The 22,902-nt window shown below is 65.6% G+C and carries 14 protein-coding genes; 5 read left to right on the forward strand and 9 right to left on the reverse strand.

Annotated elements, in window-relative coordinates; genetic code table 11:
• Positions 1–263 precede the first annotated feature (263 nt).
• On the forward strand, positions 264–452 hold the full coding sequence (locus OG203_RS20725; protein ID WP_405167280.1) for a hypothetical protein: 189 nt from the start codon (positions 264–266) through the stop codon (positions 450–452).
• A gap of 92 nt (positions 453–544) precedes the next feature.
• On the opposite strand, the gene OG203_RS20730 is transcribed toward OG203_RS20725, so the two are convergent.
• From OG203_RS20730 to rplN, 4 genes are read right to left on the reverse strand one after another with little or no spacing between them, the layout of a single operon-like run.
• Complete coding sequence (locus OG203_RS20730; RefSeq protein ID WP_040731429.1) at positions 545–730, reverse strand: type Z 30S ribosomal protein S14; 186 nt, start codon at positions 728–730, stop codon at positions 545–547.
• Between the two features lie 2 nt (positions 731–732).
• Positions 733–1,296: a 50S ribosomal protein L5 gene (gene rplE, locus OG203_RS20735; protein ID WP_107654148.1), complete on the reverse strand. Its 564-nt coding sequence runs from the start codon at positions 1,294–1,296 to the stop codon at positions 733–735.
• Position 1,297: 1 nt separating this feature from the next.
• A complete protein-coding gene (gene rplX / locus OG203_RS20740; RefSeq protein ID WP_150404095.1) occupies positions 1,298–1,615 on the reverse strand; it encodes a 50S ribosomal protein L24 in 318 nt (105 codons plus the stop codon).
• Position 1,616: 1 nt separating this feature from the next.
• Positions 1,617–1,985 carry a 50S ribosomal protein L14 gene (gene rplN / locus OG203_RS20745; protein WP_396995662.1) on the reverse strand — a complete coding sequence of 123 codons (369 nt, stop codon included), beginning with the start codon at positions 1,983–1,985 and terminating at the stop codon, positions 1,617–1,619.
• A gap of 328 nt (positions 1,986–2,313) precedes the next feature.
• On the opposite strand from rplN, the gene OG203_RS20750 reads away from it, so the two are divergent.
• Complete coding sequence (locus OG203_RS20750) at positions 2,314–4,362, forward strand: M13 family metallopeptidase (protein ID WP_405167281.1); 2,049 nt, start codon at positions 2,314–2,316, stop codon at positions 4,360–4,362.
• A 95-nt stretch (positions 4,363–4,457) separates the two neighbouring features.
• On the forward strand, positions 4,458–6,497 hold the full coding sequence (locus OG203_RS20755; RefSeq protein ID WP_405167282.1) for a M13 family metallopeptidase: 2,040 nt from the start codon (positions 4,458–4,460) through the stop codon (positions 6,495–6,497).
• A 63-nt stretch (positions 6,498–6,560) separates the two neighbouring features.
• Here the strand turns inward: OG203_RS20755 and OG203_RS20760 are convergent, their stop codons facing one another.
• On the reverse strand, positions 6,561–8,345 hold the full coding sequence (locus OG203_RS20760; protein WP_405167283.1) for an MFS transporter: 1,785 nt from the start codon (positions 8,343–8,345) through the stop codon (positions 6,561–6,563).
• Between the two features lie 166 nt (positions 8,346–8,511).
• Here OG203_RS20760 and OG203_RS20765 point away from each other — a divergent pair, with 166 nt between their 5' ends.
• Both OG203_RS20765 and OG203_RS20770 read left to right on the forward strand, forming a co-directional pair.
• A complete protein-coding gene (locus OG203_RS20765) occupies positions 8,512–9,489 on the forward strand; it encodes an ABC transporter substrate-binding protein (RefSeq protein ID WP_405167284.1) in 978 nt (325 codons plus the stop codon).
• Between the two features lie 45 nt (positions 9,490–9,534).
• A complete protein-coding gene (locus OG203_RS20770; RefSeq protein ID WP_405167285.1) occupies positions 9,535–10,917 on the forward strand; it encodes a SagB family peptide dehydrogenase in 1,383 nt (460 codons plus the stop codon).
• Here OG203_RS20770 and OG203_RS20775 read toward each other — a convergent pair.
• The 4 genes from OG203_RS20775 to OG203_RS20790 all read right to left on the reverse strand — a co-directional run bounded on the left by OG203_RS20775 (position 10,886) and on the right by OG203_RS20790 (position 22,897).
• Complete coding sequence (locus OG203_RS20775; RefSeq protein ID WP_405167286.1) at positions 10,886–11,980, reverse strand: MAB_1171c family putative transporter; 1,095 nt, start codon at positions 11,978–11,980, stop codon at positions 10,886–10,888. The genes OG203_RS20770 and OG203_RS20775 overlap by 32 nt on opposite strands.
• A gap of 143 nt (positions 11,981–12,123) precedes the next feature.
• Positions 12,124–13,200, reverse strand: a complete 1,077-nt coding sequence (locus OG203_RS20780) for an MAB_1171c family putative transporter (protein WP_405167287.1) — start codon at positions 13,198–13,200, stop codon at positions 12,124–12,126.
• A 38-nt stretch (positions 13,201–13,238) separates the two neighbouring features.
• The gene (locus OG203_RS20785) at positions 13,239–17,807 is read right to left on the reverse strand and encodes an amino acid adenylation domain-containing protein (RefSeq protein ID WP_405167288.1); all 4,569 of its coding nucleotides are present in this window, start codon (positions 17,805–17,807) and stop codon (positions 13,239–13,241) included.
• On the reverse strand, positions 17,807–22,897 hold the full coding sequence (locus OG203_RS20790) for an amino acid adenylation domain-containing protein (protein WP_405167289.1): 5,091 nt from the start codon (positions 22,895–22,897) through the stop codon (positions 17,807–17,809). The genes OG203_RS20785 and OG203_RS20790 overlap by 1 nt, the downstream gene beginning before the upstream one ends.
• Positions 22,898–22,902 lie beyond the last annotated feature (5 nt).

Below are 22,902 nucleotides of genomic sequence, written 5' to 3' on the forward strand. Positions count from 1 at the left end.
CATGCAGCACATTGGATGCAACAATGCCGAAAAGCGGCTATATACGGGCGTTCTGCCTGGGTTAAGCCCACTTTGCCGCGACCCAGCAACCTCGATAGGACATCCCAGCGAACACCACGTGACCTCTGTTGGGCAGGAGACGGAGCTGCACATACTAGGTGGGTACTCGCGGCTGGCGTAACACTCCGAACGTGGGTCACGGTGTATCGAACGAAACATCTGCAATCGTCGAGAAGGGACCGCGGGTGAATGTCCTGGTCGAAATGACCGCTCTGACTCTGAGCCGCCCCACTGCCGAGGCCGGCGACATCGAGCGCGCGGCCTGGTACGAGGCCAAAGCCAATCTGCATACGTACCTCGCCGGACAAGGCGGCTCCGACGCCGCGAGGGAGACCGCCTTGGCGGTCAGCGCGCACCGGCGGTCGGCGGAATTGTTGCGCAGGCAGAACTGACGGCGAATCACGCACAAAGGCACGGCCTCCACCGGAGACCGTGCCTTTGTTCAGTTTTCCGCTTACGCGGGTGTGCTCAGACGAGCACTAGCTCACCAGGAGCTCTTGTGCACGCCCGGCAGCTCACCGCGGTGCGCCATCTCGCGAAGGCAGACACGGCAGAGGCCGAACTTGCGGTAGACAGCGTGCGGGCGGCCGCAACGCTGGCAGCGGGTGTAGGCGCGAACGGCGAACTTCGGCTTGGCCTCAGCCTTGATCCGCAGTGCTTTCTTGGCCATCGTCAGTTCTCCTTGAACGGGAAGCCGAGGTGCTTGAGCAGGGCGCGGCCCTCTTCGTTGTTCGTCGCGGTAGTCACGACGGTGATGTCCATACCGCGCGGACGGTCGATGGAGTCCACGTCGATCTCGTGGAACATCGACTGCTCGCTGAGGCCGAACGTGTAGTTGCCGTTGCCGTCGAACTGCTTCGGCGACAGGCCGCGGAAGTCGCGGATACGGGGCAGCGCGATGGAGACCAGCCGGTCGAGGAACTCCCACATGCGATCGCCACGCAGGGTGACCTTCGCACCGATGGGCATGCCCTCACGCAGCTTGAACTGCGCGATCGACTTGGTCGCCTTGCGGATCTCCGGCTTCTGACCGGTGATCAGCTCGAGATCCTTGACCGCACCGTTGATCAGCTTGGCGTCACGGGCGGCGTCGCCGACACCCATGTTCACGACAACCTTGACCACGCCGGGGATCTGCATCACGTTGGCGTAGTTGAACTCGCTGTTCAGCGCGTCCTTGATCTCGGCCCGGTAGCGCGCCTTCAGGCGCGGCTGGGTCTGCTCAGAGGTGGTCATGTCAGATGTCCTTCCCGTTGTTACGGGAGATCCGGACCCGCTTGCCGCTCTCCTCGTCGGTCCGGTAACCGACGCGGGTCGGCTTGCCATCGGAGTCGACGATCATCACGTTGGACACGTGGATCGGAGCTTCCTGGGTCACGATGCCGCCCGAAGAGGCGCCACGCTGGTTGGTGGAGTTCGCGACGTGCTTCTTGATCCGGTTGACGCCCTCGACCAGGATCCGGTTGCGCTCCGGGTAGGCCTGAATGACCTTGCCCTTGGCGCCCTTGTCCTTACCCGAGATGACGAGCACGGTGTCGCCCTTGTGCACCTTCATGTCAGAGCACCTCCGGGGCCAGCGAAACGATCTTCATGAACTTCTTCTCGCGCAGCTCACGGCCGACCGGGCCGAAGATGCGAGTGCCACGCGGGTCGTTGTCCGGCTTGATCAGCACGGCCGCGTTCTCGTCGAACTTGATGTACGAACCGTCCGGGCGACGGCGCTCCTTGGTGGTGCGCACGATGACGGCCTTGACGACCTCACCCTTCTTGACGTTGCCACCGGGGACAGCGTCCTTCACGGTAGCGACGATGATGTCGCCGATACCGGCATAGCGACGCGACGAACCACCGAGAACGCGGATGCAAAGGATTTCCTTCGCGCCCGTGTTGTCGGCGACGCGCAGTCGCGACTCCTGCTGAATCACTTCAGCTCCTCCTGGACCTGGATGTATACGCACGCCGGATTGCCGACCCGACGGGCATGGTCAGTTACCCTCCGGACGCGCGCCTGCCAGCGGTTTCATGGATCCGAATGTGCAACTCGAGAACCAACCACTGGGGGTTCACTGCCGGATTGCGGGCATAGCTCCCGCAGGCAACTGGTCCAGTGTAGGTGAACCCGCAGGTCGTTCCCAAATCAGGGTCGAGGTCGAGACTCACGTCACGACGGGCGAGTCATGCCACGCCACTATCCTCGGATCGAGCAAGATCAAAAGGAGAAGCACCGTTCGGCTCGACCGTACCGAAAAGGGGATGCTCTTGAGCTCGTCCGCTCGTCTCGATCGCCGCGCCTTCCTGCTCGCCCTCGCTGCTGTGCCCGCCGCGGCGACGTTGGCCTCCTGCTCGCAGGATTCGCAGGTATCGAATGTACGACTGACCGGGGTCGATATGGCCGGGGCGAACCCCGCGGTCCGACCACAGGACGACCTCTATCGACACGTCAACGGCACCTGGTTGCAGCAATATCAGCTGCCGCCGGACAAGTCGTCGTTCGGTGCGTTCGACGAGGCCAACGACCGCACCCAGCAGCAGCTGCGCGGCATCGTCGACGGCATCAGCAAACCGAAGCAGGGCTCGACGGAGCAGCAGGTCCGCGATCTCTACGACGCCAGGCTCGATACCGACGAGATCGAGCGGCTCGGCATGACGCCGATCGCCGACCTGATCAAGGCGATCAACGACGCGGCGACCAAGGCCGACCTGGCCCGAGTGATGGGCTCGCTGCCGATCGCGGGCTTGATGGGTCTGCAGGTGGTCGTTGACCAGAAGAACTCCAGCAACTACATCGCCATGGTCGTCCAGTCCGGCATCGACGCCAATCTGGACGAGCAGTACTACCGCAAGCCCGAGTACGCCGAGCAGATGAAGGCCTACCGGACCTATCTGGAGCACATCACGGCAGGCGCGGGCCTCGCCGATCCCGCTGGCACCGCGCAGCGAGTGCTCGACCTGGAGACCCGCATCGCCGCGGGCTATTGGGACAGCGTCCGTGACCGCGATCCCGACACCACCTACAACCTGCACAGCTGGGCCGAATTGACCAAGCTCGCACCGCAATTCGACTGGGACCCGTGGCTGGCGGGCAGCACCGACCGGCCGAAGCAGCTGTTCGACACCGTGGTGGTCCGGCAGCCCTCGTTCGTCACGGCCGCTGGCCAGCTGTGGGCCGACGTCGATATCGCGCAGTGGCGGGAGTACCTGAGCGTCGGTGTCGTCAAGGAATTCGCGCGCTACCTGCCCAAGGCCATCGCCGACGCCGCGTTCGAATTCGTCGACAAGGCGCTGCAGGGCCGCGACCAGCGCCAGGAGCCGTGGAAGGACGGCCTCGGGACGGTCAACCAGAACCTCGGCCAACCGTTCGGCAAACTCTATGTGGCCCAACACTTTCCGGCGCAGTCCAAGGATAGCGCCAAGGCGCTCGTCGCCGACCTGATGGCCGCGTACCGGCAGGACTTCACCAAATCCTCGTGGATGTCCTCATCGACCAAGACGGCCGCGCTCGCGAAGCTCGACAAGATCGTCGCCAAGATCGGGTATCCGGACAAGTGGATCGATTACTCGAAGCTCACGATCACCAAGGGCAAGCTGGTCGAATCCGTGCGCGCCGTACGGACTTTCGAGCTCGCCCGCGCCTTCAACAAGCTCGGCACGCCGGTCGACCGGACCGAATGGGGCTTCCCGCCGCAGACGGTGAACGCCATGTACGACCCGACCGCCAACGAGATCACCTTCCCGGCCGCCATCCTGCAGACGCCGTTCTTCGACGCCAACGCCGCACCCGCGGTCAACTTCGGCGGCATCGGCGCGGTCATCGGCCACGAGATCGGGCACGGCTTCGACGATCAGGGCGCCAAGTACGACGGCGACGGCAACCGGCGCGACTGGTGGACCACCGACGACACGGCCGCGTTCGAGGCCAAGACCAAGCAGCTGATCGAGCAGTACAACGCGCTGGTGCCCGAGGGCCTCGATCCGAGCAAGCACGTCAACGGCGCGCTGACCGTCGGTGAGAACCTCGCCGACCTGCGCGGTCTGCAGATCGCGCTGGCCGCCTACCGCGCGTCCGCCGAGCGCGACGGCAAGCAGCCGGACCTGGAGACGGTGTTCCAGTCCTGGGCCAGGATCTGGCGGCAGCAGTCGACCAAGCAGACCAGGGAGATGCTGCTCGCCAGGGATGTGCACTCGCCCAACGAGTTTCGGGCCAACCAGGTGGTCCGCAATATCGCCGAGTTCTACACCACGTTCGGCGTGGTTGCGGGCGACAAGCTGTTCCTCGCGCAGGACCAGCGCGTCACGCTCTGAGATGGTCAGCCGGTAGCACCGGCGACGGGTAGCCTCGGGCGAACAATCGCGCCTGACGAGGATGCGGCGGGACCGCATCGGGAGAGGAAATCCTCGTGACACGTCTCGGACAGCTGGACCGTCGTGCCTTCCTGATCGCACTCGGGGCGGTGCCTGCCGCGGCCGCGCTGGTGTCCTGCTCGAGCGACACCAAGGCGGCGACCAAACCGCTCACCGGCGTCGATATGGGTGGTGCGGATGACGCGATCCGTCCGCAGGACGACCTGTACCGGCATGTCAACGGAAAGTGGCTGCGCGACTACCAGTTGCCGCCGGACAAGACCTCCTTCGGTTCGACGAGCGAGGCGACCGAACGCACCCAGCAGCAGTTGCGCGAGATCATCGACGGCATCAAGGATCCCAAGCCGGGGTCCGAGGAGCAGCAGATCCGAGACCTGTTCGACGCCAGGGTGGATTGGGACGAGATCGAGCGGCTCGGCATGACCCCGCTCGCCGATCTGTTCGGCAAGATCGACGGCGCCGCGACCAAGGCGGACCTGGCCAAGGTGATGGCCGAGCTGCCGATCGCCGGGCTGATCGGCATCGGTATCACTATCGACAGCAAGAACTCCAACGCCTACATCCCGACGGTCGGTCAGTCCGGGCTCGGCCTCGGCGAGCAGTACTACCGCAAGCCCGAATACGCCGACATACTCGCGCAGTATCGCGTGTTCCTCGAGCGCATCGCGGCCGGTGCCGGACTGCCCGATCCGGCGGGGCTCGCGCAGCGAGTGTTCGATCTGGAGAAGCGGATCGCACCCGCGCACTGGGACAACGTGCGCACCCGCGATACCGACGCGACCTACAACGTGTTCAAGTGGGCCGATATGACCGCGCTCGCACCGACATTCGACTGGGACCCGTGGATGGCGGGCAACACCGACCGGCCGAGGCAGCTGTTCGAGACGATGGTGGTCGGCGAGCCGTCCTTCATCACGGCGGCGGGCCAGCTGTGGACCGAGGTCGACATCGCAACGTGGCGTGACTATCTCAAGCTGAGCGTGCTGCGCGACTTCGCGCCGTTCCTGCCGAAAGCCATCAACGACGCGAACTTCGAGTTCAGTGGCAAGGTGCTCAGCGGTCAGGCGGAGCGCCCGGACCGGTGGAAGTACGGGGTCGGGATCGTCGACGACAAGCTGGGCGAGCAGCTCGGAAAAGTGTACGTGGACAAGTACTTTCCGGCCGAGGCCAAGCAGCGCGCCAAGGAAATGCTCGACGATGTGATCGCCGCCTATCGGGACAACTTCGCCAACTCGTCGTGGATGTCCCCGGCGACGAGGACGGCGTCGATCGCGAAGCTGGACAAGATCGATCCCAAGATCGGTTACCCGGACAAGTGGGTCGACTACTCGCAGATGAAGATCACCAAGGGCAAGCTGATCGAATCATTGCTTTCCATCAATACTTTCGAGTCCAAGCGGGCGTTCGCCCGGCTCGGCACGCCGGTCGACAAGACCGAATGGAGTATGTCGCCGCAGACGGTGAACGCCTACTACTCGGCGCCTTCCAACCAGATCGTGTTCCCCGCCGCGTATCTGCAGGCACCGTTCTTCGACAAGGACGCCCAGCCCGCCGTCAACTTCGGCGCCGTCGGCGCGACCATCGGCCACGAGATCGGCCACGGCTTCGACGACCAGGGTTCCAAGTACGACGGGGACGGCAACCGCAAGGATTGGTGGACGCCCGAGGACCGGGCCGCGTTCGACGCCAAGACCAAGCAGCTCATCGATCAGTTCAACGTGCTGGTGCCCGAGGGTCTCGACCCGAGCCAGCACATCAACGGTGAGCTCACCGTCGGTGAGAACCTCGCCGACCTGCGCGGTCTGCAGATCACCTTGTCCGCCTTCCGCATCGCGGAGAAGCGCCGTGGCATCGACAACCCGGACTACCAGACCTTCTTCCTGTCCTGGGCCCGCAGCTGGCGCGAAAAGCAGACCAAGGAACTGGCCCTCCGCCTGCTCGCCTCCGACACCCACTCCCCCGCCGATTTCCGCTGCAACCAGGTCGTGCGCAACCTGATCGAGTTCTACGACACTTTCGGCGTCAAGGACAGCGACAAGCTCTTCATGCCTGTGGATCAGCGCGTCACATTCTGAGCTAGCCCGTCGAGGCCCGGTCGGTGACCGGGCCTCGACGCGTTTCGCTCAAGTGATCTCCGATCAGCGCGCGGGGACGGCGACCGCTTCCGCGAGTTCCTCGGCCTCGGCCAGTTCCGCCTGCTCGTCGTGCACGTACTTGTCGCCCGCGAAGAAGGACGCGGCGGCGGCGAGGAACATCATCACCGCGGCGGCGACGAAGACCACGACCAGGCCGGTGTGGAACGGTCCGGTGAGCAGGTGGGGGAAGAACTCCTGGCCGGTGAGGGTGTCGGCGTTGACGCCCGGTTTGGCCAATTCGCCGGTGGGACCGAGCAATTCCTGGATCGGGTTGTAGCCGAGGAACGCGGCGAACATGCTCGCCACCGGCGGCATCCCGGCCACCTGTGCGGCGGCGTCGGCCGAAACACCCTGGGCGCGCAGGCCGGAGTCGAGCGCCGAGGGCAGGCTGGCGGCGAGACCGACGACCATGAGGGAGAAGAAGATTCCCATCGACAGCGCGTTGCCGCCGTTGAACAGGGTGCCGCGCATACCGGAGGCCGCGCCGCGTTGCGCGGCGGGCACGCTGGACATGATCGCCGCGGTGTTCGGTGAGAAGAACAGACCGCTGCCGATGCCGTTGAGCAGGATGATCGTGGCGAAGACCCAGTAGTTGAAGTCGACGGGCAGGACAAGAAGCAGCACGAAGGTGATCGCCGCGATCAACGCGCCGCCGGTGGTGAATGGGCGCGAGCCGTACCGATCGGAGAGCCAGCCCGAAAGCGGCCCGGCGGCAAGGAATCCCACGGTCAGCGGCAGCAGGTAGATGCCTGCCCACAGCGGAGTCGATTCGAAGCTGAAGCCGTGCAGCGGCAACCAGATGCCCTGCAACCAGATGATCAGCATGAACTGCATGCCGCCGCGTCCGATGGAGACCATGAGGTTGCTGAAGTTGCCGAGCCCGAAGGCGCGAATGCGGAACAGCGAGAGGTGGAACATCGGGTCGGTGACCTTGCTCTCCACCACACAGAACGCGCCGAGCAGCACGATGCCGCCGATCACCGTGCTGAGCACGAACGGGCTTGTCCAACCGGTGGCGTGGCCGCCGTAGGGCTGGATGCCGTAGGTGATGCCGGTGAGCAGCGCGGTGAGGCCGAGCCCGAAGGTGATCGTGCCCGCCCAGTCGACCTTGCCCTGCGAGCGGATACCGACCTCGTGCAGCGACCGGTAGGACCAGAACGCGCCGAGCAGGCCGATCGGGACGCTGACCCAGAACACCGCGCGCCAATCCCATTCCGACAGCACGCCACCGATGAGCAGGCCGAGGAATGAGCCGGCGACCGCGGCGACCATGTTGATACCGAGCGCGGTGCCGCGCTGCTTCGCGGGGAAGGCGTCGGTGAGGATGGCGGTCGCGTTGGCGGTCAGCATCGCGCCGCCGACGCCTTGGACCACGCGCCAGATGATGATCCACATCGCGCCGGCGCCGCCGTGGAATGGATCGAAGGACAGTGCGATCGCGCAGAACGCGAAGACCGCGAAACCCAAGTTGTATACGCGAACTCGGCCGAAGAGGTCGCCGAGCCTGCCGAACATGACGACGAGGACCGCCGTCGCGAGCAGGTAGCCCATCAGCATCCACAGCAGGTAGCCGACATTGCCCGATTCGAGCGGATTCAGTCCGACGCCGCGGAAGATCGCGGGCAGCGAGATCAGCACGATGGACGAGTTGATCGCGGTGAGCAGCACACCGAGCGTCGTGTTGGTCAGGACTATCCACTTGTAGCGCGGGTGATCCTTGTCGTAGCGCAGCCTGCGGCGGATGGTGCTGACTTCGCCAAGATCGAGATCGGTGGATGGAATCGTCACGGCAGCCCCTCGCAAATGGTTAACTATTCAAATTATATAATTAGCAGATCTAACCATCAAGAGGGGGCTGGCCACGTGCGGGGCTAGATAGGTTAGCCTTGGCTGAATTACGCTGGGCGGTATCTCGACCGAACCGGCAGGGATGTTCCTTGAAGGGGTCCGCCTGATGGAGTCTGTTCGAATGTCGCGCTGGGCGAAGGCCGCGGTGGCCACCCTCGCCGCCGCGCTGACGCTTGGCCTGGCCGCCTGCGGCTCATCCAGCGACGACGCCGGGTCCGGCGGCGAGCCGGTCACCATTACCCACGCGCGTGGCTCGACCACGGTGCCCGGCACACCCAAAAAGATTGTCGTCCTTGGTAATCAGTGGCTCGACACCACGCTGGCCCTCGGCGTGACGCCGATGGGGTACGTGGACAATGTCGCGACAGTGTCCAAGAGCACACCGCCGTGGGAGCCGAAGGCACTGGAAGCCGCGAAGGCACTGAACCCGGTGGGCAATGTCGCCGAACAGGTCGCGGCGCTCGAGCCGGACCTCATCCTCGCCGACCCGTTCGTCGCCGACCAGAAGACCTATGACGAGCTCTCCAAGATCGCGCCGACCCTGCCCGCGCTCGGCAAGGACGTGGTAACGCCATGGCCGGATCTGGTGACCACGCTCGGCAAGGTGCTGCACAAAGAAGACGCCGCCGCGAAGGTCATCGCCGACGTCGACAAGAAGATCGACACGATCGCCAAGGCCAACCCCGGGCTCAACGGCAAGACCTTCGCCACCACCTGGTTCGCCAGCGCCACCCAGCTCATGGTGGTCACCGACCCGAATGATGGCTCGAGCAAGCTGTTCACGAAGTTGGGCATGGGCATTCCGAAGGATCTCACCGATCTGCCCGCTAACCAGGGCAGAGTGGCGCTGTCGCCGGAACGGGTCGACAAGCTCACCGCCGACCTGCTGCTCGCGGGCTACTCCCCCGGCTTGGACGAGAAGTACCGGCAGCTGCCCGGCTACACCGACCTGCCCGCGGTGCGGAAGGGCTCGGTCGTATTCCTCACCACCCAGGACATCAGCGCGATCAACACCCCGACCGCGCTGTCGGTGCCCTACATCCTGGACAAACTGGAACCTGCCTTCGCCGCCGCGGCGAAATAGGCAGCGCGTCAACCACATCGGATCGACAAGCGGAGGTCAGCGGTTTTGTCCGCCGTCACATATCCCGACCAGACCAGGTACGCCCTGCGTGAGGGCGTCACCTGCCTGACGACACCCGCGGGCGCGCTGCTACTCAACCCGCCGCGCAACGAGAAACTGTCCGGCCTCGGCAGCGGCCAGCTGCAGGCACTGCGGACGCTGAACCAGGGCCCCGCGACGGTGTCGGAACTGTCCGCCGGATCGGGCACCGACGATGTCGCCGGGCTGATGGACCGGCTGACCGACGGCGGCTGGCTGTCGGTCACCGTGCGCGACGGCGGCCGCAACCTGTACAGCATCCGGCCATTCGGACAGCCACCGCCGCGACCGGCCACCAGACTTCCGTGGCGCGCGACGCTGTCGAAATTCGCCGTGCTGCACCGGGACTCGGACGGTTTCGTGCTCGAGCACCCGCTGTCCTGGTGCGATGTGCGCATCCATGACCCGAGGCTGCTTTCCCTGCTCGACGGTTTCGGCGCGGCCGAATCGCCGCTGGCCATGTCGATCAAGTCGCAGCTGGCGGCCGATCTGCACTGGTGCGGATTCCTGGTCGCGGATCCGGAAGAGGAAGAACGGGAGTTCGCCACGCACAGCTGGAACGCCGCCGACCTGTGGTTCCACCGGCGCAGCACGCTCGGCGAACGCACCGTCACCTGGGATCACTTCGGCCCGACGAAGTGGGCGAAAGACAGTTTCCCGCAGCCACCCGCGCGCAAAACGAGCTATGCCGGCGAACCGGTGTCGCTCGCGACGCCCGACCTCGCCGCGCTGCGCGCCACGGACCCGACGCTGACGGCGGTGCTGGAGGATCGGCAATCCACCCGCGCGTTCGATGACGACAACCCGATCACCCGTGCTCAACTCGCCGAGCTGCTGTACCGGACGGCCCGCACCCGCGGTGTCCGAAGTGCCGGTCCCGGTGAGGAATTGGCTTCGCGCCCCTACCCGTCGGGTGGCAGCGTCTACGAGCTCGAGCTCTACCCGATCGTGCGGCACGCCGACGGGCTCGCGCCGGGCATGTACCACTACGACTCGTTCGACCATCTGCTCCGCCCGGTCGCCGACCTGGATTCGCCTGCGGTGCAACGACTTCTGCGCGCCACCTCGGCGACCCTCGCGGAGGGCGGCGAACCGCAACTGGTGCTGCTGCTCGCCGCGCGGGCCGGACGCGTCATGTGGACCTACGAGCAGGTGGCCTACGCCAGCATCCTGAAGCACGTCGGCGTCGTCACGCAGACCGTCTATCTCGCCGCGACCGCGATGGGACTCGGCGCGTGTGCCCAGGGCTTCAGCGATACCGCCGCCTTCGCCGCCGCGGCGAACGTGAACGAGCTGACCGAATGCGCCGTCGGCAGCATCATTGTCGGCTCACCCGCGCGCGACCATTGACCAGCGCGCGAGCCCGCGGCCAGTGATGCGCCAGGTCGAGCAGGTAGCCGAGCTCCGACGTCATGTCCCGCGCTGATACCTGATGAAAAGGCGTCGCCCGCACGCCGATCGGCGCAACCCCCGCCGCTCGGGCACGCGCCGCCCTGGCGATCTGCGTGGCATAGGTCTCGACGGACGGCTCGGGCACGTCAACTGCCGACAGATGCGATCGGAGATGCATCAACGCGTCCCTGATCTCCACGGTCATCCGATACAGCCGCGACTCAGGATCACGACCGAGCCCGACACCCGCGGGCAGCACGACCTCGGGTACCGCCAAGGTGAGATCGCGCCACAACGGCTCCAGTCGCCGCAGATTTCGACCGGTCTCATCCCACCCGGTGCGCGCCAATACCACCTGAGCCAGCGGCACCGCCGTCACCAGCGCGACCAGCACACAAAACAGGCACGACGCCACACTCCACTCCATCGACATGGTGCCGGGCGGTTTGCCCTCGAACGCCTGCACCACCGTGAGACTCGCGCCGACAAACCATCCCGTCGCCAGCACGAGCAGACCGAAGTACGGCACCTGCTTCAGCAATGAGGCTTCGACCCGGATATCGCGCACACAGGCACGCACGATGTGCACCCCGGCCACCAGCAACGGAACATTGAACACCGTCCAACTGACCACCGCCCGCACCCAAAAGCCCGCTCCACCAGCACCTTCCGGCTGCCCGATGAGCACCGTCGTCGTACCAGCCAGCACGGCCGCGACGTCATAGACGCGCTGCCGATCACGCGCACCGGCCGGATCGGCACCGTCGAAAAGCTTCGCAAGACCATACAAATTGGCGGCCGCCAGCACCGAACAGAACAGAAAGAGCTGAACCGCCACCGCCTTGTCCCCACTGGCGAAGACGCTGTACTGCGCCACCGAGCCGACCGACACCCAGGTGATCGCACGATTGACGAGCCGAGCCGAAGGGGTGCTGTCGATCAGAATCCACCGAGCCAGCGTGACCGAACACAGCACCGCGATCGCCGCGATAACGAACCACATCGGCGCGGGCGCTGTCATCGGCGCGCTCCAGCCGAGGGCGACAAGACGCTCTCGATAGGCACCGGGGCGAACATCGGCACCTCCCTACCCGTCCAGTGATCAGCGGGAGCCGATCTTACGGTATCGAGATGGGCGCGCTCGCTGGCCGAACCAGGCTCGAATCAGGCCACTCGGATGTCCGCCGAGGCGGCGGCGCGGGCGGCTGGCCAGACCCGTGCCAGCTCGAGCAGGTCGTCGAGTTGGCTGCCCATGGCACGCGAGGGCTCGCGCTGGTCATGTACCGCGACTGCTGGTGGGGCGCCCCGCCGCTTGCTGTCCGCGGCACGGGCGATTTGTACGGCATAGCTTTCGACGGAATGCCGGTCGGCGGGCGGCATGTACTGCTTCAGATGCTGCAGTGCGTCTTGGATCTCGATGGACATGCGATACAGCCGAAGGTCGGGATCGCGGTGAGCGGGTCCCTTGTCCAGCACTATGCCGGGCACCACAGTGGTGAGGTCGCGCCACAGCGGCCATAGTCGCCGACAGCGGCGACCGGTGCGATCCCATCCCGCCTGTGCGAGCAGAGCGCCGACCACCTGCGCCGACAGCAGAGCGGTGATAACGAGATAGCTGAGGCAAGCCGCCGTTGTCCAGTCTGCGGGCGGGCTTTCGGACGGCTGACCGCCGAAGACCTGAAGACCCGACGCGACCACACCATAGATCGCGTACACCGCGGCCAGCAGAAGAACCGAGAAAGCCAGTCGTTCACGCACCGCGATCCCAGCTACGCGCAACTCACGCACACACGCACGAACGACGTGTATTCCGAGCAACACCCACGGGACGTTGAGAATCGCCCAGACCAGGGGAGATTTCCAGCCGAAGCTCGGCTCGAGCGGATCAGCCGGGCGCCCGATGAACATGACGACTACGGCACCAACGACGGCCACGGTGTTGTAGGCCACCTGCCGTCGCCGGGCCCTGTCCTCGTCCACACCGCCGAACAATGCCGCGAGGCCGTAGATGTAGGCGATCGTGATGGCGTTGCAGCCGAGGAATACCCGGTATGTCACGTTGGCGAGATCGGTGCCTGAACCGAGAACCTCGATAGCCGCACCGCCGGTCAACCAGCTCAGCACTCGGTTGACCAGACGATTGGCGAATGTTTCGTTCACCAATAACCAACGAGCCACCACGACTACGAACGCGAATGCGAGCGCTGCCGCCGCGAGCCAAGTCGGCGCGGGCTGAGTCATCGAGCCTCCCCACGTCGAACGGACAGCGGCACCGAACTTTATCCGACGTCGAGCGCCGCACCCACCGCCCCGACGGCGCGCTGCCAGATTTCCGCGAACCGCTCGATGTCACGATTGTCGAACAACACGTCGCTCCACCGCAGCAACGTAGCCAACTGCGGCCCAGCTGCGGCCGGGTACGTCGCAACAACCAGATCGAGGGCATAGCGTAGCGGCATATCCGGCTCCGATGCGACCGGAAGATGCTGGTGTAAAGAAAGATCCAGTATCGGCGTCCAGTCGGCTGAGCCACCCGCTCGGTCCGTGGCGAGATCCATTCGGCCCAGGTAGTCGAGCATGATCTGCGGATCACGCGCACCCGCCAACCCCGGGGCGGCATCGCCGTATCTGAGTAACCCGTAGTCCAACCCTTTGTTGGGCACGCTGTTCGTCTGAATCGCAACATCTTTCAAGAGATCCAGCACCACCAGCGGATCGGCCTCGGCACGATCGACATCAAGATCCCGACCAACACCGACTCGCAACGGATAGATGCTGGTGAACCACCCCACTGTGCGAGAAGTATCGACCTCGCTGTCGACGGAGACGTCCTCTCGACCGTGGCCCTCCAACGCGACAAGCGCGCCCTCGGCCGGGTCATCGCCGCGCTCGGACCGCAAGGTCGAGAGAGCAATCGCCAGCACGGTCAGCAGAAACTCCTGCATACCGAGGTCACCGCCGAGCCCGTCGAGCACCCGCCGTGTCATCGTGGTTGTGGTGAACGTCGGGGTTATTCGATAGGACGCCCAGGTGTCCGTTCCCGGATCGGGGTGGCGCGACCCGAGTACCGAATCCGCGCCCGACAGCTGCTCGACCCAAAACTTCTGCTGGGCAAGCACTTCCGGCGCAGTGCGACGCTCGTGAAGCAATTCGGCCCAGCGACGATAGCCGGTGAACTCAGCGGGGATGGCAGGAGTGGCAACCGATACCCGCCGATCGTTGACCTGCGCCCAGGCATCCGCCAGATCGGCAATGACGATCTGCAAGGAAATCGGATCCACCGCGAGATGGTGTATGTACATCAACAGCACGTCGGGCGCGTCTGCTCGCTCGAACCAGACCGCCTGAATCATGGCGCTCGCGAATGGATCTATACGATCGATCGCAGCTCGAGCATGCTCAGCCAGGATGGCGCCGAAATCGCCGTCCACCCGAGTCCGACTCAGCACTTCCGCAGCCCGGACACTGCCCGGCGCCCTGGTTTCCACCAGGTGTCCGTCCGGCGCCGCCACTAGCCTGGCGCGCAGCATGTCGTGACCATCCAGTAGCGCCTGTAGGACGGACTCCAGCCGTAACCGGTCTACGTCATCGGGCAGCGATATCAGTAAAGGCAGTGCGAGCCTTCGGAATCCGCCGTATTCGGACAACCACGAGATCACCGGGGTAGGCGAAACCGCGCCGTACTCGGCAATGCGGTCGGTGGCCGAATCTGCCACTGCCGCACGGGCATCGATGGCCTCGGCCAGACTACGCACCGTCGGATGGGTCATCACCATCGCTGCGCTGACCACGATTCCGGCCCGGCGCAGTGTGTTGACCAGAGAAATCGCAACGATACTGTCCATGCCGAGTGCGAAGAGATCATCGTCGACACCGAGGTGCTGTCCGCCGAACACGTCCGAAAATACTTCAGACAACGCACGTTCTGTGCTGGTGGCCGCCGCTGCGCCGGTCGCACCACCGGACAATGCCCGCTCGGCGAGTCGAGCCAGTTCGTGACCGTCCAGCTTGCCGTTCGCGTTGACCGGCAACAGGTCGAGCGCGATGATTCGCGCCGGAATCATGTACGCGGGAAGACATTCCGTCAGCTCGGCCCGGATGCGGCTCGGGTCGACGGGCCGGTTCGGTTGGCCGACAACGAAACCGACCAGGCTCGCGCCACCGGCTCGGCGCACCACGGTGACCGCCGCGGTGTCCACTCCGGACAGCCCGCGCAACGCGGTCTCGATCTCGCCGATCTCGATCCGATACCCGCGTACCTTTACCTGCGCGTCCGCGCGGCCGAGGTAACCGAGGCCGCCGTGCGGCAGGCGCCGCACCAGATCGCCGGTGCGGTACATGCGGCACCCGGGTCGCAGCGGGTCGGCCACGAAGCGATCGGCCGTGATAGCGGCTCTGCCGACATAACCGCGAGCGAGCTGGACGCCGGACAGGTACAGCTCACCGACGACACCACGGGGCACCGGCCGCAGCATGGAATCGAGGACATAGCCATACATTCCGGCGGTCGGCGTGCCGATGGTCGGTGTCTCGGTGGCGGCGACGGCCGCGACAACGGCCTCGACCGTCGTCTCGGTCGGCCCGTAGCAGTTGTAGACCGCGGTGCCGGTCAGCTCCCGCAACCGCGACCACAGCGCGGTGTCGATGGCCTCGCCGCCGAGGGCGAGCACCCGCAGTTCCCTATCCAGCAGCCCTGCCGCGCTGAGCTGCGCGAACATCGACGGCGTGGTGTCGATCATGTCGATGTCGTGCCGCGCCATACCCTCGACGAGCAGGTGCGCGTCACGCATCGCGTCGGTGCCGAACAGGTGGATCGCCTGACCGGCGAGCAAGCCGACCATCGGCTGCCATGAGGCATCGAAGCTGAGCGACCAGGCGTGCGCGATTCGCAGCGGGCGGCCGAGCCGTGCCATCGCCGGACGATAGACACGGTCGCGGTGGTCGGCGAAGTAGCCGGTCAAAGCGGCGTTGGTGCCGATGACGCCCTTGGGTTCACCGGTGGAGCCGGAGGTGAAGATCAGATACGCACTGTGCGATGGGTGCCGAGGCACTGCGGGCGCGACCGCTGGCTGCCGCGAAATACGTTCGGCAGCAGTCGGATCGTCGAGTACCAAGGTGTCGATCGACTGTCCGGCCAACAGGTGTCGGCAGCTGTCGAGCGCCACGGCCAGCACGGGTTGTGCCTGCCGCATGATCGATGCGATTCGCGTCGCGGGTAGCGAAATATCCACTGGCACATAGGCCGCACCGGCGGCGTATGTCGCAAGGATGGCGACGACGGACTGCGCAGATCGCGGTAGCACCAGTGCCACAACGGTTTCCGGCCCGACGCCGTGCTCGGCGAACTCACGGCCCAGCCGGCTCGCAGCCGCATGCAGCTCACGATAGGTGTATCGCTCCCCGGTGGCGACAGTCAGCGCCGATGCCTCGGGCGTCGAGTCGACCTGCCGCTCGAACTGCTCCCACACTGTCGACTCTGCCTGCGCCACGGAATCAGTGGCAGCGGTGCGGAACTCAGCGCGTTCGCTGGCGGAGAGGAGGTCGAGCGCATCCGGCGTCGCGTCGCCGATATCCGGCAGCTGGCGCAGCACCGAAAGTAGCCGTTCGCCGATCTCCGCGCAGCTCAGATGCGGCAGCGCCGCCGGAATCGCCTCCACCAGAACCACCAGCTCGTCCTCGCTCAGATGCGACACCACCGTCAGTGGGTAGTGGGCCAGGCTTTCCATCTCGATCGGCCGGAAGCAGGCGCCGTCCGGCGTGGTGACGGTGTGGATCGCGTCGCCGATCGGCGCGTTCTCGAACACGAAAAGCGTGTCGAACAACGCACCGTGACCGACCGTGCGCTGCACCGATGACAAGCTCAGATACCCGGCATCTCGCATAGCGGCGGATTCCCGTTGCAATCGTGCGCACTGCTCCACCACAGTTGCCGAACGCTCTAGCCGGTGCGCGACCGGAACGGTGTTGATGAACAGGCCGACCATGCCTTCTACCCCGGCCAACTGCTCGGGCCGGCCGGAGATGATGGTGCCGAATACGACGTCGCGACGGTCGGTTAGCCTGCCGAGTACGACCGTCCAGGCGAACTGCACGGCGGTGTTGAGGGTAAGGCCGTGCGCACCTGCCCACTGTCGCAAGCGCGCGGTGTCGTTGGCGGGCAACAAGAGTCGTGTCTTCTCCGGCACACCGGCAGCGACCGAGGACCCCTCGGCGATCATCAATGGACCGCTGAGGTCGCCCAGATAGTCAGCCCACCGGCGCATCGCCGCGGCACTGTCCTGCGCGGCCAGCCAGCCGATGTAATCCCGGTACGGTCGCGGCGCAGGTAGCGAATCCGTGGTGCCACCAGCCTGATACACCGCGAGCAGCTCGGTGAAGAACACCGCGACCGCCCAGCCATCCATCAGGATGTGGTGTGCGGTGAGGATCATTCGCCGCCGGGGCGGTGTCGCGTCCGGCACGGTCAGCAGCACAAAGCGCAGCGCAGGACCATGACTCAGGTCGAACGGCCGCCGTCGCTCCGCTTCCGCGATGCCCGGGAATTCGGCGGGCATCGCGGCACGTTCGGACCATGGCAACTCGGCACGGTCCGGCACGACCTGCACCGGCTTGGGAACATCGGTGTCCCAGAACGAGACTCGCAAGTTCGGATGGCGTCCCAGCATCGCCTGGGTGCTGGCGCGCAGGCGTGCGACATCCACCGGGCCGTCGATGTCGACGACGAACTGCATGGTGTACAGGTCGATTCCGTCGCCGGTCAACTGGGACAGCGAGAAGAGCCCCTCCTGCAGTGGACTGAGCGCGAGCACGTCCTCGATCTGCGGCGGCACGGTATCGGTCGCGCTCATCACCGCGCCTGCCACGAGGCGGTCAGCGCGGCCAACGCGTCGGCGTCCAGGCCGGAGGCACTCATCGGCGCGTGCTCGACCTGCGCTTGATCCGCTTCTCGCGTGGCCTGTTTCACCGCAGCATCGACCGCGGCCGCCAGTTCCGCGATCGTGAAATGCTCGAACACGAGTTGGGGAGTGAGTGGCAGCCCGAGTTCGGCCGCGCGAGCCGACCACTGAATGGAGATCACACTGTCGCCACCCAACGCGAAGAATCCGTCGTCGGCCTCGACATCGGTGATGTCCAGCAGCTCCTCGAGCAGCGCGATCAACGTGCGCTCGGTCGCTGTCGGCTGCCCGCCGCTTGCCGCACGCGGCGACTCGGTTGCCGTCGATCGGGCGGCGGGCGGCTCGAGCAGCCGCTCGAGATCGGCCTGCGCCAGCACCCGTAGCTCGGCGATGGTGCGATCCGGGTCGGTGGCGTACGCGTCAAGCGTCGCGGCCACCGCGTCGGCGATCAGCCGCGTGGTCGCCGGATCGTAGAGGTCCGCGTTGGCGACGACGCGCACCTCGAGGCCACCGACGGACGTCACGTTGAAGCTCAGATTCAGATCCAGGAACGAGATATCGAAGTCGACCGGTAATACGGTGATCGTGGCGTCGCCCTCGGCACTCAAATCGACCGCGGCCGGTGCCCAGTCCGCGCCGCGGAAATGAATCATGCTCTGGAACAATGGGTTCCGTGTGCGTGACCGTACCGGGTTGATCGCCTCCACCAGGCGTTCGATCGGTAGCTCCTGATGCCCGTACGCGTCGAGTACCACATCGCGACCGCGAATCACCGTATCCCGCAACGTCGGATTGCCGGACAGGTCATTGCGCAGCACGACCATGTTCGCGAAAAGGCCGACCAGGTTTCCCAAGGCCTCGTCGACCCTGGCGGCCACCGGGGTCCCGAGCGGAATGTCGGTCCCGCCACCGAGCTTGTGCAGCACGGTCGCCACCACAGCTTCGTACACCATGAATTCGCTTGCACCGCACTGTTCGGCGAGTGCTGTCAGGTCACTGCGCCGCGTCGGTGACACGGTGAATGTCGAGACCTCACCACGCTTGCCGAGCACCGGCGGACGCGGACGATCCGGCGCCACCGAGATCTCGTCCGGCACCCCGGCCAGTTTCGTCCGCCAATGGTCGATCTGGGACCGGCCGAAGGGGCTCACGGTATCCGCCGTGCCCGGCTCGAAGGCATCCCGTTGCCACAGTGCGTAATCGGCGTACTGAATCGACAGCGGCGCCCACCGCGGTGCTCGTCCGCTATCGACACGCGATTGATAGGCGGTGATGAGGTCCGCCAGGAAAACGCTGAACGACGCATGGTCGACCACGACGTGGTGCATCAACAGCGAAAGTACGGAGGTCTGCGCGTCGAGCAGCAGCAGCCGCGCCCGGATCAGCGGTTCACCATCCAGCGCGAACCGGTACGTGGCGATCTCGGCCAGGTCCGCGGCCAGGCGGTCGCCGGCACTGCGCATACTCGGCACAGGTACCTCGAGCACCGGGTGGACGAGCTGGTAAGGCACACCGTCACGTTCGGGGAAGGTGGTACGCAACACCTCGTGCCTTGCCACCACATCGCCGACAGCGGCGGCCAGCGCGGCGGTATCGAGTGCACCGTCCAGCCGTAACGTGAAGGTCAGGTTGCCCACCGCGCTCGGGCCATCCATGCGATATTGGAACCACATTGCGAGTTGCGAATAAGACAGCGGGACACAGTCTTCCCGCGCCCGACCGCCGAGTTGCGGCCGATCCGAGCCGACCGACGCGCCGAGAGCGTCGGCTCCGCTCTGCGTGACCTCGTCCATATCCACCGCATCGAGGTCGATGCCGAACTCGTCACGGAATCGCGCGACCAACCGCGCCGCGAGGCCCGCCGCGGTCGGGGAATCGAAGACGACACGCACGTCGAGTTCGACGCCGAACTCGGCCCGGATCCGCGCGACAAGCCGGGCGGCGAGCAGCGAGTGGCCGCCGAGTTCGAAAAACGATTTGTCGGCACCAACGCGCTGCACGGAGAACAGCTGCTCGAATATCGCGCACATCCGCCGTTCGGTTGCCGTTGCCGGTTCCCGATACTGCTGCCCGGCTGCCGGTGCCAGCGCGGGTAGTGCGCGCTTGTCGAGCTTTCCGTTGGTCGTCAGCGGGATCTCGTCGATGACCGCGAACGCACCGGGCACCATGTAGTCCGGGAGAACCGCGGCACAGTGCGCACGCACCAGTTCGAGGTCGATGTCGGCGGCCGCGGAATTCGCCGCACGCACCACGTACGCGGCGAGCATCGGCCCGGTGACCGGGTCCTCGGCGACCACTACTACGCAGTGACCCACGTTCGGATACGCCGCGATGGCCGCCTCGATCTCGCCAGGCTCGATCCGGAATCCGCGCACTTTGACCTGTTCGTCGGCGCGGCCGATGAAATCGAGCTCCCCGAAACTGTTGCGGCGCGCGAGATCTCCGGTTCGATAGAGCCGTGCCCCCGGCTCGAACGGATCGGCGACAAATCGCTGCGCGGTCAGATCCGGGCGCCCGAGGTAGCCGCGAGCCAGCTGCGCGCCACCCAGATAGATCTCCCCGACGACTCCAGTCGGTACGAGCTGCAACGCCTCGTCCAACACGTATGCGTAAACGTTGCGGTTCGGGATGCCGATGGGCACAGTGCCGACACCCTGTGGTCCCTCGACGGGCATGTGCGTGGAGCAGACCACCGCCTCGGTGGGCCCGTAGTGGTTTCGCAGTTCGGCGTCGAAGATTCCGGTGAACCTATCGGCCACCTCACCCGGCAACGCCTCGCCGCCGACCGGAACATGCCGCAGCGCACGCCATTCGCTCACCTCGGGTAGCAGCAAGAAGCTGCTCAACATCGACGGGACCATGTGGAACACGGTCACGCCGCGCTGGCTGATCAGATCGGCGACGTAGCGGACATCGTGGAAGGCATCGGGTTTCGGGACGATAAGTCGCGCACCCAGTGTCAAGGTGACGAAGATATCCGCGAGCGAGGCGTCGAAACTGACCGACGCGGACTGCAGCAGCCGATCGTCCGCGGTAACCCCCCACTCGGCGGTGAAACCCCCGATGTGCTCGGCAATCGCCGCATGGGATACAGGTACGCCCTTGGGTTTTCCGGTGGATCCCGAGGTGTAGATGACATACGCCAGATGGCCGGGGCGCAGCGGTCGGACCCGATCGGCGTCGGTCGGATTCGATTCCGGTAGCTCGGCCGCCGCCGCCTCCGCCGCAGCCAATTCGACCAGGCCGAGGACAAGCCGTGGCCCGGCGTCCTCGATCAGATAGTCGATCCGATCGTCGGGGTAGGCGGGATTGATGGGCAGGTAGGCGCCGCCCGCCTTGAGCACGGCGAATACGGCGACGATGAACTCCACGGAGGTCACCAGGCGCACGCCGACGATGTCCTCGGCACCGATGCCATGCTGAATCAGCCAGTGCGCCAACCGGTTCGAGCGCCGATGCAGTTCGTCGTAGGTGAGTTCCGCGGTATCGGAGACCAGCGCCAGTGTTCGCGCAACTACCGCTGCGCGGTGCTCGAGCATATCCACCAGTGTGGTCGGCGCCATCTCGACGAGTTCGCCGTGCGACAGCGCCAGAATCGCCGCCCGGTCCGAACCGCCGAGCATGTCGAGATCGCCGATCCGGTGGTCCGGCGTACTCAACGCGCTGTCCAACAGACGCACGAAATGCACGAGCAGCTGGTCGACCAGTGGCCGGGCCAGCACATCCACCTGATACTCGGCCTCGAGCACCGAGATGCCGTCGGAATTCAGCACAACCGCCAGAGCCAAGGGGATCTGAGCCGTCGAAGCACCAAGCTCCAATTCTGCTGCGGTAACGCCGGATAACGCGAATCTCGCCGTGCTCGTGCGCACGCTGAACCCGAGACGCACCAGCTGGTCCATCGCGTCTCGACCGGCGATCCGCTCCGGATTCAGCTCGCGGACAACACGATCGATCCCGACACTCTGATGACTGAACGCGCCGACGCACGTCTCACGCACCGAGTCGACGAGGGTACCGAAGGTGTCCTCCGGCGCCAATGTGGCGCGAAGCAGCAGCGTGTTGCCGAAATACCCGATCAGGCCCGCCGCGGACGCGCGGCGGTCGGTTACCGGAACGGAGACCAGGAAATCCGTTGCCGCCGTGTAACGCCGAATCAATGCGTCGAACGCGGCGAGTAACACCATGAACGGGGTCGCCGCCCGCTCACGCGCGAAGGCGTCGACGCGGGCGAGCAGGTCGGCGGGCAACTCCAAGCTGCGGCGCTCGGCCTGTTTGGACGGCGCGGCCGCCGCCGATCCTGGCAGTTCGAGCGGCTCGGGCAGTGGACGCAAGGTGTCACGCCAGTAGTCGATACTCGTGGCATCGGCGTCATCGGCCGCGTCGATCACCTCGACGGCGACGAATTGTGCTTGGGTGTCGTCGATCTCGCGGTCACCGCGATAGGCGGCATTGAGCTCCGCGAAGAAGACCTGCCACGAGTCGTCGTCCCAGCAGATGTGATGGATGACGAGCAGCAGCACGAACTCTTCGGCGCCGGTACGGGCCAGCGTGACGCGCAGCGGCAGTTCGCAGGACAGGTCGAAGGGGCGGCCGAACTCGCGTCGAGCAAGCACCTCGACCCGGCGCTCGCGCCCGTGTTCGAGAAGGTCCGTCAGGTCAGTCGAGTCCCAAGCGATCTCGGCGTCGTCCTGAAATACCTGGTACGGCTCTCCATCCCCGTCCACGCCGTAGGTCGTCCGCAGAATGTCGTGCCGGGCGACGACGCCGGCGAAGGCGGCCCGCAGCCGTGCCTCATCGAGGGCCCCGGTCAACCGGTAGGCCAGGCAGATATTGAGGGTAGGGTCCGCGAGGTCGCGGGTCTGCAGGAACCACATCCGGCGCTGACCTGGTGCGAGCGGGTGCCGCTCGCCCGGTGCGACGCGTCGTGTCGGTGATGGCGTCGATGCCGGTGCGGCCAAGCCTTTTTCACGCAACCGCTGCTGTAGTAGTTGCTTGCGCCGCGCCTGCGCGGACATGGTGACGGCGTCGGTGTTCGACATGAATC

The organism is Nocardia sp. NBC_01499, assembly GCF_045040275.1.
Taxonomy (GTDB): Bacteria; Actinomycetota; Actinomycetes; order Mycobacteriales; family Mycobacteriaceae; genus Nocardia.

Excerpts from the sequence above, each read along its gene's own strand:
- OG203_RS20790 (WP_405167289.1), bottom strand. The coding sequence starts at position 22,897 with ATGTCGAACACCGACGCCGTCACCATGTCCGCGCAGGCGCGGCGCAAG.
- OG203_RS20765 (WP_405167284.1), top strand. The coding sequence starts at position 8,512 with ATGGAGTCTGTTCGAATGTCGCGCTGGGCGAAGGCCGCGGTGGCCACC.
- OG203_RS20730 (WP_040731429.1), bottom strand. The coding sequence starts at position 730 with ATGGCCAAGAAAGCACTGCGGATCAAGGCTGAGGCCAAGCCGAAGTTC.
- rplE (WP_107654148.1), bottom strand. The coding sequence starts at position 1,296 with ATGACCACCTCTGAGCAGACCCAGCCGCGCCTGAAGGCGCGCTACCGG.
- rplX (WP_150404095.1), bottom strand. The coding sequence starts at position 1,615 with ATGAAGGTGCACAAGGGCGACACCGTGCTCGTCATCTCGGGTAAGGAC.
- OG203_RS20785 (WP_405167288.1), bottom strand. The coding sequence starts at position 17,807 with ATGAGCGCGACCGATACCGTGCCGCCGCAGATCGAGGACGTGCTCGCG.
- OG203_RS20775 (WP_405167286.1), bottom strand. The coding sequence starts at position 11,980 with ATGACAGCGCCCGCGCCGATGTGGTTCGTTATCGCGGCGATCGCGGTG.
- OG203_RS20780 (WP_405167287.1), bottom strand. The coding sequence starts at position 13,200 with ATGACTCAGCCCGCGCCGACTTGGCTCGCGGCGGCAGCGCTCGCATTC.
- OG203_RS20725 (WP_405167280.1), top strand. The coding sequence starts at position 264 with ATGACCGCTCTGACTCTGAGCCGCCCCACTGCCGAGGCCGGCGACATC.
- OG203_RS20750 (WP_405167281.1), top strand. The coding sequence starts at position 2,314 with ATGCTCTTGAGCTCGTCCGCTCGTCTCGATCGCCGCGCCTTCCTGCTC.